12 protein-coding genes and 3 tRNA genes are annotated in these 11,171 nt (G+C 67.5%); 4 read left to right on the top strand and 11 right to left on the bottom strand.

Annotated elements, in window-relative coordinates; all coding sequences use genetic code 11:
- Nucleotide 1: 1 nt before the first annotated feature.
- The 10 genes from G4G00_RS04575 to G4G00_RS04530 form a co-directional block, all read right to left on the bottom strand.
- A tRNA-Arg gene (locus G4G00_RS04575) sits at nucleotides 2-78 on the bottom strand.
- Between the two features lie 32 nt (nucleotides 79-110).
- Nucleotides 111-187 (bottom strand) — tRNA-Arg (locus G4G00_RS04570).
- Nucleotides 188-257: 70 nt separating this feature from the next.
- Nucleotides 258-334: transfer RNA gene (locus tag G4G00_RS04565), tRNA-Arg, on the bottom strand.
- Nucleotides 325-1,251, bottom strand: coding sequence for an alpha/beta fold hydrolase (locus G4G00_RS04560; protein ID WP_164271519.1), 927 nt, complete (start codon nucleotides 1,249-1,251; stop codon nucleotides 325-327). The genes G4G00_RS04565 and G4G00_RS04560 overlap by 10 nt, the downstream gene beginning before the upstream one ends.
- Entirely contained in the window at nucleotides 1,248-2,057 is an 810-nt protein-coding gene (gene thiD, locus G4G00_RS04555; RefSeq protein ID WP_108749257.1) for a bifunctional hydroxymethylpyrimidine kinase/phosphomethylpyrimidine kinase, read from the bottom strand. The genes G4G00_RS04560 and thiD overlap by 4 nt, the downstream gene beginning before the upstream one ends.
- 97 nt (nucleotides 2,058-2,154) lie before the next feature.
- Nucleotides 2,155-2,823 (bottom strand): YoaK family protein, encoded by a 669-nt coding sequence (locus G4G00_RS04550; protein ID WP_108752762.1) that lies wholly within the window; start codon nucleotides 2,821-2,823, stop codon nucleotides 2,155-2,157.
- Between the two features lie 9 nt (nucleotides 2,824-2,832).
- Entirely contained in the window at nucleotides 2,833-3,342 is a 510-nt protein-coding gene (locus tag G4G00_RS04545; protein WP_108752763.1) for a hypothetical protein, read from the bottom strand.
- Nucleotides 3,339-4,739, bottom strand: a complete 1,401-nt coding sequence (locus G4G00_RS04540; protein ID WP_108749260.1) for a PhoH family protein — start codon at nucleotides 4,737-4,739, stop codon at nucleotides 3,339-3,341. The genes G4G00_RS04545 and G4G00_RS04540 overlap by 4 nt, the downstream gene beginning before the upstream one ends.
- Before the next feature lie 81 nt (nucleotides 4,740-4,820).
- A complete protein-coding gene (locus tag G4G00_RS04535) occupies nucleotides 4,821-5,300 on the bottom strand; it encodes a peroxiredoxin (RefSeq protein WP_108752764.1) in 480 nt (159 codons plus the stop codon).
- Nucleotides 5,301-5,379: 79 nt separating this feature from the next.
- The gene (locus G4G00_RS04530; RefSeq protein WP_005409051.1) at nucleotides 5,380-5,940 is read right to left on the bottom strand and encodes a glycine cleavage system protein R; all 561 of its coding nucleotides are present in this window, start codon (nucleotides 5,938-5,940) and stop codon (nucleotides 5,380-5,382) included.
- A gap of 165 nt (nucleotides 5,941-6,105) precedes the next feature.
- On the opposite strand from G4G00_RS04530, the gene dapA reads away from it, so the two are divergent.
- Both dapA and G4G00_RS04520 read left to right on the top strand, forming a co-directional pair.
- Complete coding sequence (gene dapA / locus G4G00_RS04525) at nucleotides 6,106-6,999, top strand: 4-hydroxy-tetrahydrodipicolinate synthase (protein WP_108752765.1); 894 nt, start codon at nucleotides 6,106-6,108, stop codon at nucleotides 6,997-6,999.
- A gap of 32 nt (nucleotides 7,000-7,031) precedes the next feature.
- Entirely contained in the window at nucleotides 7,032-7,568 is a 537-nt protein-coding gene (locus G4G00_RS04520; protein ID WP_108752766.1) for a hypothetical protein, read from the top strand.
- 148 nt (nucleotides 7,569-7,716) lie between these two features.
- On the opposite strand, the gene fdxA is transcribed toward G4G00_RS04520, so the two are convergent.
- Nucleotides 7,717-8,040: a ferredoxin FdxA gene (gene fdxA / locus G4G00_RS04515; protein WP_108749264.1), complete on the bottom strand. Its 324-nt coding sequence runs from the start codon at nucleotides 8,038-8,040 to the stop codon at nucleotides 7,717-7,719.
- Between the two features lie 245 nt (nucleotides 8,041-8,285).
- Between fdxA and xylB the strand changes: the two genes are divergently transcribed.
- Both xylB and xylA read left to right on the top strand, forming a co-directional pair.
- Complete coding sequence (gene xylB, locus G4G00_RS04510) at nucleotides 8,286-9,779, top strand: xylulokinase (protein ID WP_164271559.1); 1,494 nt, start codon at nucleotides 8,286-8,288, stop codon at nucleotides 9,777-9,779.
- Between the two features lie 23 nt (nucleotides 9,780-9,802).
- Entirely contained in the window at nucleotides 9,803-11,143 is a 1,341-nt protein-coding gene (gene xylA / locus G4G00_RS04505; RefSeq protein WP_164271516.1) for a xylose isomerase, read from the top strand.
- The last annotated feature ends 28 nt before the right edge of the window (nucleotides 11,144-11,171 follow it).

Genomic DNA, 11,171 nt, shown 5'->3' with positions numbered 1-11,171 from the left:
GTGGTGCGCCCGGAGAGATTCGAACTCCCGACCGCCTGGTTCGTAGCCAGGTACTCTATCCAACTGAGCTACGGGCGCCAATTACATAAACTTGTTGTGTTGATCGTGTGTGGTGCGCCCGGAGAGATTCGAACTCCCGACCGCCTGGTTCGTAGCCAGGTACTCTATCCAACTGAGCTACGGGCGCGCGGTACACAATCAAGTTGTTACATCATTTTACTGCATCTTCCAGCGGCGGATGCCGGAAGCCTGTCGAGTGGTGCGCCCGGAGAGATTCGAACTCCCGACCGCCTGGTTCGTAGCCAGGTACTCTATCCAACTGAGCTACGGGCGCCCTGCGACAGGAGCGGAATTATGCGGATGTCGGCGCCCGACGTCAACGCTTTTGTGAAAATTTTCATTCAACTGAATGAAAAAGCTTTCCGCCACGGCGTCCGGGGCCTTCATCCAGGCGAAGTGATCGGCACGCGTACCCAGTTCCTGCGCGGACAGCACGCGCACACGTGAGGCCACATTCGGCAGCTTGGCCAGCAGGGCCTGCATCGAACCCAGCGGCGCGAACCAGTCATCGGCCATCAGCACTGCCCGCGCGGTGCCGTGGATGCGCGCCAGCTGCGCCTCCAGATCTTCGGCCATGCCGACGGCGGCATACCGGTTGTTCAGGCCCACCCGCGCCCAATCGGCGATCAGTCCGCGTGCTTCGGTGCCGCCAAAGCCCAGGCGGCGGCCGTGCAGTACGCCCTGGCGGCGCGCGACCCAGGGCAGGAAACGGTAGAACAGCGGCAGCAGCCAACCGCGCGGGGGCGGGAAGGCGCGCCAGAACGGTGTGCCGCTGGCTGCCAGCCACAGGTGCTGGAAGCGTTCCGGCACGCGGCCCGCATGTACGCAGGCCAGCTGCCCGCCCAGGCTGTGCCCGCCGATGATCCAGGGCACCATCGTTGCTTTGTTGTCGTCGCGCTCCAGCATGGCCTGGCTGGCCGGTAGATCCTGTTCAAGAATCTCGCGGTAGCCCCAGTCCACCTTTCTGGAGGGGCGCAGCGAGCTGCTGCCATTGCCACGCCACTCGTGCAGGTACACCGCAATGCCGCGTGCGGCCAGCGCCTGCGCCAGCGGCAGGTAGTGGCGCGCGGCCACACCCAGCGCCGGCAGCCACAGCAGGCGGGCCAGCGGCTGCGACGGCACGCAGGCGATGACCTCGTACTGATGGCCATCGCCGCTCTGCACGGCGAACGTGCGTGGCGTAGCGCTCATGCGTGCGGCGCCGCGCCGAAGTGGTCCAGTACCAGCACCTCGCTGCGGCCGGGGGCATAGCCCTGCTGCAGCCCGCGCGCCACGTAGTCGATGCCCGCTTCGCAGGCGTTGCCCAGGCTCAGGCCGTTGCACAGCTGCGCGGCGATGGCCGAGGCCAGCGTGCAGCCGGTGCCGTGCGCATCCAGCGGCAGTCGCGCATGGATGAATTCTTCGCTGCTGACGCCATCGAAATAGCGATCGACCACGCGGTTGCCTTCCTGCAGATGGCCGCCCTTGAGCAGTACCGCGCCGGCGCCCAGGTCCAGCAGTGCCGCCGCCGCCTGTTCTGCCTGCGCGGCGTTGCCGATGCGGTGGCCGACCAGCAGTTCGGCTTCGGGGGTGTTCGGGGTGATCAGCGTGGCGAGCGGAATCAGGCGTTCGCGCAGCGCCTGCAGCGCGCTGTCTTCCAGCAGGCGCGCGCCGCTGGTGGCGACCATCACCGGGTCCAGCACCACGTGGGCGGGGCGGCGCTGTTCAAGTACCTCGGCCACCGCGTTGATCACCTCGGCATTGGCCAGCATGCCGAGTTTCACCGCGTGGATGTCGAAATCATCGAAGCAGGCGTCCAGCTGCGCGCGCAGGAAGTCGACCGGCGGCACATGCACTGCGGTCACCCCGCGGGTGTTCTGCGCGGTCAGTGCCGCGATTACCGACAGGCCGTGCACGCGGTGGGCGGCGAAGGCTTTCAGGTCGGCCTGGATGCCGGCGCCGCCGCCGGAATCGGAGCCGGCGATGGTCAGGGCGGAAACGGGCGTAGAGGGGCTCATGGGCTGATTGTGCCGTAGAAGCGGGTTCTCCGCGGCTTGTCACGTTCACGCGTAATGCATCCACGCAGGGCGTGGATCTACTGGGGATCTGCCCCCATCAATGCCGCCAGCGCGCCCATTGCTGGTACACCACGTAGACGATGCCGGTCAGGCCGGTCAGCAGCGCTGGGGCCAGCAACGCGTCGTACTGCCAGCGCATGAACAGCCAGGCGCCGATCACCCCGCCGGCCAGGAAGCCGCTGATGATCAGGCCGCTCAGGGTCAGCCGCCGCAGTTGCAGCGGCAGGCCGCGCAGCAGGTGGCCCAGGCCGATGCCCAGGTCGGTGAACATGCCGCTCAGATGCGTGGTGCGGACCACCGCGCCACTGAACGTGGTGGCCATGGCGTTCTGCAGGCCGCAGGCCATGGCCGCAGCCAGTGCGCCCCAGATCTGCTGTTGTTCAAACAGCGGAATGGCCACCAGCAGCAACATCGATTCGATCGCCAGCGCCACGCCGTAGCGGCGGCCCAGCTGCAGGGTGCTGTCCTGGATCAACAGGCCGCTGAGCATGGCGCCCAACGAGAAGGCGATCAGCAGGCCCCACAGATGACCCACCGCACGCCAGTCGCCCTGCGCCAATGCCATGCCCAGCTGGCTGGTGCTGCCGGTCATGTGGCTGACCGCCTGGTGCTCGAAGCCCAGGAAGCCAACCACGTTGACCATGCCGGCCACGCAGGAGAGCGCGACCGCGCCGATCCAGACCCAGGTGGGCAGGCGGATTCCCATGCCGCCGCCTCAGGGCGAGGACAGCTTGCCGCCGTTGAACTGCAGGTCGCTGAAGGTGTTGCTGGCCGGGTCGAACAGCGCGCCCCAGAACTGGCGACCGCCATCGCACACGCGGATCGCTTCGCGGGCCGGATTCACGCTGCCATCGTCGGGCAGATGGAACGCGTTGATGTAGATCAGCCGCTGCCCCGCGCTTTCAATGCCCACGTACTGGCGGTCGAAATCCAGTACGTGCGGCACCTGTGCTTCCAGCGAGGGCAGTTTCGCCTCCAGCTGGTCCACCTGCTGCCGGCTGGGCGCCCAGTAACCCGTGACCCGACCGGCCTCGCGACCGGGGCTGGGCCGCGAGCAGGTGTCCAGCACCTGCGCGGCGATGACCGGGCGGGTGACCACCCACGATTGGCCGGTGCGTTCGGCGGTGGGCACGCTGGCCGGCCCGCGCGTGGTGGTGCAGGCGCCGAGTGCGGTGGCGAGGGCGATCGCCACCGTGGGCAGCAACAGGCGGGTGCAACGGTTCACAACACCTCCGAAGCGTAATCGGCCAGGCGCGAACGCTCGCCACGGCGCAGGGTGATGTGTGCGCTGTGCGGCCAGTTCTTGAAGCGGTCCACCGCGTAGGTCAGGCCCGAGGTGGTCTCGGTCAGGTACGGGGTGTCGATCTGTTCGACGTTGCCCAGGCAGACGATCTTGGTGCCGGGGCCGGCGCGGGTGATCAGGGTCTTCATCTGCTTGGGGGTGAGGTTCTGCGCCTCGTCCAGGATCAGATAACGTGACAGGAAGGTGCGGCCGCGCATGAAGTTCATCGAGCGGATCTTGATGCGGCTGGCCAGCAGGTCGTTGGTGGCCTGGCGGCCCCAGGTGCCGCCTTCCTGGTTGTGCGTGAGCACTTCCAGGTTGTCGGTCAGCGCGCCCATCCACGGCGTCATCTTTTCTTCTTCGGTGCCGGGCAGGAAGCCGATGTCCTCGCCCACGCTCACCGTGGCGCGGGTCATGATGATTTCGCGGTAGCGCTGCTGGTCCATGGTCTGGGCAAGGCCGGCGGCCAGCGCCAGCAGGGTCTTGCCGGTGCCGGCGGTGCCCAGCAGGGTGACGAAATCGATCTCCGGGTCCATCAGCGCGTTCAGTGCGAAATTCTGCTCGCGGTTGCGCGCGCTGATGCCCCACACGGCGTGGCTGCCGTGGCGGAAGTCATCGACCAGCGACAGCACCACCTTGCCATCGCCCACCACGCGACTGACGCGCAGTTCCACTTCGTCTTCGCCGGGCAGGTAGACGTACTGGTTCGGATACCACTCCTCGCCATCCTGCGCCTGGATTTCGTAATGGGTGCGGCCCTTGTCGCTCCAGCTGCGCAGGTCTTCGCCGTGGCGCTTCCAGAAGTCTTCGGGCAGCTCGGTGGCGCCGGTGTACAGCAGGCTGAAATCGTCCAGCGCGCGATCGTTCTCGTAGTCCTCGGACACGATGCCGGCGATGGCCGCCTTGATGCGCAGGTTGATGTCCTTGGAAACGAACACCACCGGCAGGTCCGGGGTCTCTTCCTTCAGCGCCAGGATCGCGCCGAGGATCGCGTTGTCCGGAATGACCTTGCCAAAGCTCTTGCCGGCGTCGAAGTGGCTGGTCTGGAAGCGCAGCTTGCCGGCGCTCTGCTTGCCACGCAGCTGCAGCCCGTTCGGGCGCTGCAGCGGAATGCCGTCGGCCAGGTTGTCCAGGCCCGATTCCTGCACCAGCTCGTTGAGGAAGCGGCTTACCTGGCGGGCGTTGCGGCTTGCTTCGGAGGTTCCCTTCTTGCCGTTGTCCAGCTCCTCGATCACCTGCATGGGCAGGTAGACGTCGTGTTCCTCGAACTTGAACAGCGCGGTGGGATCGTGCATCAGCACGTTGGTATCCAGCACGTAGATGCGCTTGCCTCGGGTCATCGTCGTTTCCTGGTTACGGACAGGGAAAAACCACCACAGCCTGCAGGGCAGGGTGGTGGCGGACAGAGTGGGCGATGGGACTCACTTGGTTTGGGCGGCCTTGAGTTCGGCGAGGACGGCATCGGCGTGGCCAGCAACCTTGACCTTGCGCCATGCCTGCACGATACGACTGTCGGGTGAAATCAGGAAGGTGCTGCGCTCGATGCCACGTACCTGCTTGCCGTACATGTTCTTCAGCTTGATCACGTCGAAGGCGCTGCACAGGGCTTCATCGCCATCGCTGACCAGCGGGAAGTTGAAACCCTGCTTGGCGCAGAAGTTGTCGTGCGACTTCACCGAATCGCGGGAGACGCCGAGCACGACCGCGCCGGCCTTCTTGAATTCGGGCAGCAGCGCGTTGAAGTCGATGCCTTCGGTGGTGCAGCCCGGGGTGCTGTCCTTGGGGTAGAAGTACAGCACCAGCCACTGGCCGGCGTAGTCGCCGAGGGTGGCGTGGTGGCCGCCGGACAGGGCCAGCGGCAGGGAAAGGGTGGTGCTGTCCAGGGTATCGCCGTTGTTCATGAGGTCCTTCTGTCGAGCCTGGGTTGTTTCTACGACAATTGCATGAAACGCCACGCGCCCGTGAGAGGCGCGCGAAGAATCAGAATTTCATCGGGTCCATGATCGCGTCCAGGTTCAAGTGGTCGCAGAATTCAAGGAAGTCGTCGCGCAGCGCGGCGATGTGCATGTTGGCCGGCACGCCGATGGTCACCTGCGCGCTGAACATTTCAGCGCCGGTCTGCATGGCGCGGTAGCGGGTGCTCTGCAGGTTCTCGATGGTGATGCCCTGGCGGTCGAAGAAATCGGCCAGCTGGAACAGGATGCCCGGCTTGTCGGCGGCGATCACTTCCACGATGTAGGGCAGCAGGTTGGACTGCGCCTGCTTGGCGGCGGTGCGGTACCAGACCAGCTTCAGGCCTTCCTCGCGCTCCAGCCGGGTCAGCATGGCTTCCAGCTTGGCCACCGAGTCCCAGGAGCCGGTGGCCAGCGCGGTCACCGAAACATCGCGGCCAACGGTGGCCAGGCGGGCGTCGACCAGATTGCAGCCACTGTCGGCGATGCGGCGGGTGACAGACAGCAGGGGGGACTCCGGATGCGTCGTATAGGCGTTGATCAGGAGGTGGTTTTCGCTCGGCGCGGGGCGCGGGGTGGTGTCGGTCAAGGCGATTCCGGGTAATGCTTGGGGTGAGTCTGAATGCCCGCCGGGGGGCGGGAATCCACCGGTGTCCAGCATACTTGCCCGTGGTTTCGCGCCGCAAGTAACATTCAGGTCGCCCCCGCCCAGTAATGGCGGGCGTTTCCCTTCCCAGCCAAGAGCAGCACGTCCTTGTCCCTTTCCGGCCTCATCACCGCGCTGGCGACCCCGTTCCGGGCCGACGGCTCCCTCGATCCCGACGGTTGGCAGCGCCTGCTGCACCTGCAGCTGGAGGCGGGCGTCCAGGGCGTTGTCGTCGCTGGCTCCACCGGCGAAGCCGCCACCCTGTCCGATGCCGAATACGACCAGCTGCTGGCCAGCGCGGTCGAGCGCATCGGCGGGCGCATTCCGGTCCTGGCCGGTACCGGCCTGTCTGGAACCGCCAAAACCATCGAGCAGACCCGCCGCGCCGCTGCCCTGGGCGCCAGCCATGCGCTGGTGGTCACGCCGCCGTACGTGCGCCCGACCCAGGCCGGCCTGATCGCGCACTACCGTGCCGTGGCCGACCACGGTGGCCTGCCGGTGGTGCTGTACAACGTGCCCGGCCGTACCGGCTGCGACATGCTGCCGGAGACCGTGGCCGAACTGGCCCGCCATCCGAACATCGTCGGCATCAAGGAAGCGGTGGGCGACACCGGCCGGGTGCAGGCGCTGCTGGCGCTGTCGGCCCCGGATTTCGCCGTGCTGAGCGGCGATGACGGCACCGCTGCCCGCTCGATCCAGGCCGGCATGGATGGCCTGGTCTCGGTCGGCTCCAACGCGCTGCCGGGTGCCTACCGCCGCATGTGCGCGCTGGCTGCCGCCCACGACCATGAAGCGACCGAATCGTGGGATGGCCGCCTGCAGCCGTTCCACGATTTCTGTGGCGTCGAGCCCAACCCGATTCCGGTGAAGGCGCTGCTGCGCCGGATCGGCATCGGCCACGATCTGCGCCTGCCGCTGCTGCCGCTGTCGGCAGAGCACGCGCCGGCCGCCGACCACCTTGCCGGCGACATTGCCGCCCTTGAAGCCCTTTCCAGCCACTGACCTGTCGTCGTGGCCTGATCCAGGAGATCCACATGCGTCAATCCGTTTCCACTGTCCGCGTGCTGTCCTACGCCCTGCTTGCCGTCGCCGTTGCCGCCGGTACCACCGGTTGCTTCAAGCGCGGCGCCAAGGGCGACTACGCCCTGGCCCCTGAAATGCGTCCGCTGGAAGTGCCGCCGGACCTGAACCTGCCGACCGGTGCTGGCAGCAACCAGATGCCGGCGCTGGCTCCGGCCGCGCAACAGGCCGCCGCGGTTGCGCCGGCTGCACCGGCCGCTGCTGCGGCGCCGGCTGCCAACAACACCGGCTTCATCGTGCCGGGCAGCAAGGATGAGGCCTTCACCAAGGTCGGCACTGCGCTGGAAGGCCTGGAAGGTGTGACCATCGCGACCCGTGCGCAGCTGCTGGGCTCGTACGACGTGGCCTATGAAGGCAGCAACTTCCTGGTGCGCGTGGTGGCCGTCGATGCCGGCGCATACATTTCGGCCGTCGATCCGCGTGGCCTTCCGGCCACCGCCGAAGCGCCGGTGAAGCTGATCGCCGCACTGAAGGCCAAGCTGGCCCAGTAAGCGCCGGGCCATGCCTTGCGGAGGTAGGCGTCAACCTTGGTTGACGCTCCGGTGCCAACCAAGGTTGGCACCCACCAGGGCGGAGGGTGGTACCCCGCCATGAAAAAGGGCGCCAATGGCGCCCTTTTTCCTTGCAACCGCTGGCGCCTCAGCGCTCCAGCAGCTTCAGCTTGTCCGGCTTGCCGTCCCAGTCGCCGGCATCGGCGGGCGGGTCCTTGCGCACGGTCAGCACCGGCCACTCACGCGCCAGCTCGGCATTCAGGCCCACGAACACTTCCTGGCCGGCGGGCACATCGTCTTCGGGGAAGATCGCGTTGACCGGGCACTCCGGCTCACAGAGGGTGCAGTCGATGCACTCGTCCGGGTCGATCACCAGGAAGTTCGGGCCTTCGTGGAAACAATCCACGGGGCACACTTCCACGCAATCGGTGTGTTTGCACTTGATGCAGTTTTCGGTGACGACAAAGGGCATAAGGGGGGAGGCAGATCCGTCTTCAAGCGGACAATTCTAGAACAGGTTGACCGCGCGCGCTGCCGTTGCACGCTTCGGCGTGCTTGAACGCAGCGATTGCCCGGTCGCTGCCTGCTGCGACCGCAGGGATGGCAGCCCGCTTTGCCGCAGTGCACATTGCCAAGCCGCCGACCGCCCCGGCAGACTCGATGTCCATCGGTGGACATCTGGCGGGTGACAGTGCGGATCGCAGCGAAGGGCAGGGCATGAGCGTGTATCTGGGCATCGATGCCGGCACCCAGAGTGTGAAGGTACTGGCCTACGACGCGCAGGCGCGGCAGGTGCTGGCGCAGCAGGCGCGGCCGTTGTCGCTGACCGTAACCGACGACGGCGGGCGCGAGCAGAACGCAGCCGATTGGGTGCAGGCGCTGGTGCAGGCCATCCAGGCCTTGCCGGGCAGCCTGCGCGCGCGGGTGCGCGGGCTTGCCGTTTCCGGCCAGCAGCATGGCTTCGTACCGCTGGGCGCGGACAACCGCGCGCTGGGGCCGGTGAAGTTGTGGTGCGACACCAGCAGCAGCGAGCAGTGCGCGCAGATCGTGTCGGCCATGGGCGGGGTGGCGGCCTGCATTGCCGAAACCGGCAACGACCTGCGCGTGGGCTACACCGCCTCCAAACTGCGCTGGACCCGCCAGCACCGGCCGGAGGTCGATGCAGCACTGGACGGCATCGCGCTGCCCCATGATTACCTGAATCTGTGGCTGACCGGGCAGCGCTTCATGGAGGCCGGCGATGCGTCCGGTACCGGCTGGCTGGATGTGCGCCGGCGCAGCTGGTCGGCGCCGATGCTGGCGGCCACCGATGAGCGGCGCGATCTGGCCGGACTGCTGCCGCCGCTGGTCGCGCCCGACCAGGGGTTCGCCCTGCTGCCCGCGGTGGCGGCGCTGCTGGGCCTGCCTGCGAACACCCGCGTGGCGGTCGGCGGTGGCGACAACATGATGGCGGCCATCGGCACCGGCGCGGTGCGCGAAGGGCGGCTGAGCATGAGCCTGGGCACGTCAGGCACGCTGTTTGGCTGGAGCGCCACGCCGCGCATCGATCCGCAGGCACGCTGGGCCGCGTTCTGCGCCTCTGACGGTGGCTGGCTGCCCTTGATCTGCACGATGAACTGCACCGTCGCTACCGGCCAGGTGGCCGCGCTGCTGGGGCAGTCGCCCGCGCAGTGCGAAGACCTGCTGGCGCAGAGCGTGCCCGGCGCCGACGGGCTGGTGATGCTGCCCTTCTTCAACGGCGAACGTAGCCCGGACCTGCCGCTGGCGCGCGGCGCGCTGCACGGGCTGGACCTGCACAACCTGGGCCCGGACAACCTGTATCGCGCCGCGATGGAAGGGGCCAGCTACAGCCTGCGCCTGGGCTACGACGCCCTGGTCGAGGGCGGGCTGCAGGGCCAGCGCCTGGTGCTGACCGGCGGCGGCGCCAACAGCCCCGGCTGGCGGCAGATGATCGCCGATCTGTTCCAACTGCCCGTGGTCGTGCCCGTGCAGGCCGAAGGCGCCGCGTTCGGCGCTGCGCTGCAGGCGCTGTGGCTGTGCGAGGGGCAGGGCGGGGCACTGGCCGATCTCGTCGATGAGCACCTGCAGTTCGATGCCGCCCAGGCCGCGCAGCCCGATGCCGCGCGCGGCGCCCTGTACCAGGCCGGCTACCAGCGTTTCGTCCACCACCTGCAGGCACTGACGCCGTTGTTCCAGCAGCGCCTGCCCTGATCCCGAAGAAGGAAGCATCGTCCATGGCAACCCCGTTCCATGTTGGTCAGCGTGAGTACTTCCCCGGCATCGGTCGCATCCCCTTCGAGGGCAGCGACTCCGACAATCCCCTGGCCTTCAAGGTCTATGACGCGCAGCGGCAGATCGGCGGGCGCAGCATGGCCGAGCACCTGCGTTTCGCCGTGGCCTACTGGCACAGTTTCTGTGGCGCCGGCCAGGACCCGTTCGGGCCGGGCACCCGTGCCTACCCCTGGGACCAGGGCGATACGCCGCTGGCCCGGGCCGAAGCGCGCTGCGATGCCGCCTTCGAGTTCTTCACCAAGCTGGGCGTGCCGTACTGGTGCTTCCACGACGTGGACCTGGCGCCCGACGCCGACGACATCGGTGAGTACCGCGCCAACCTGGCGCACATGGTTGACCTGGCCGGACAGCGCCAGCAGCAGACCGGCATGAAGCTGCTGTGGGGCACGGCCAACCTGTTCTCGCACCCGCGCTACATGAATGGTGCGGCGACCAATCCGGACTTCGCCGTGGTGGCGCGCGCCGCCGTGCAGGTCAAGGCCGCGCTGGAAGCCACGGTGGCCCTGGGCGGCAGCAACTACGTGTTCTGGGGCGGCCGCGAAGGCTATGCCTGCCTGCTGAACACCGACATGAAGCGTGAGCAGGCCCACCTGGCGCGGTTCCTGGCAGCGGCACGCGACCACGGCCGCAGCATCGGCTTCGAAGGCACGTTCCTGATCGAGCCCAAGCCGATGGAGCCGATGCACCACCAGTACGATTTCGACAGCGCCACCGTGGTCGGCTTCCTGCGCCAGCATGGCCTGGATGCGGACTTCAAACTGAACATCGAAGCCAACCACGCCACGCTGTCCGGCCACACCTTCGCCCACGACCTGCAGGTGGCGGCCGATGCCGGGCTGCTGGGCAGCATCGATGCGAACCGGGGTAATCCGCAGAATGGCTGGGATACCGACCAGTTCCCGACCGACCTGTACGACACCGTCGGGGCGATGCTGGTGGTGCTGCGGCAGGGCGGGCTGGGCCACGGCGGGCTGAACTTCGATGCCAAGGTGCGGCGCGAATCGACCGACCCGCAGGATCTGTTCCTGGCCCATATCGGCGGCATGGACGCCTTCGCCCGCGGGCTGGAAGTGGCCCATGCGCTGCTGCAGCAGTCGCCGCTGGAACAGTGGCGGCGCGAGCGCTACGCCAGCTTCGACCAGGGCCCGGGCCAGGCCTTCGCGGCCGGCCAGCTGGGCCTGGATGCGCTGTGCGCGCTGGCCGAACAGAGCGGCGAGCTGCGCCAGCGTAGCGGACGGCAGGAAGCCTATGAGAACCTGCTGAACCAGTACCTGCTGCGCTGAGCGGCAGGCCCTTTTCCTTCGCGGATGA

It is taken from the genome of Stenotrophomonas sp. B1-1, from assembly GCF_010894375.1.
Taxonomy (GTDB): Bacteria; Pseudomonadota; Gammaproteobacteria; order Xanthomonadales; family Xanthomonadaceae; genus Stenotrophomonas.
The sequence above is the reverse complement of the archived record's forward strand: the minus strand, read 5'-3'. Positions and strand labels throughout refer to the sequence as shown.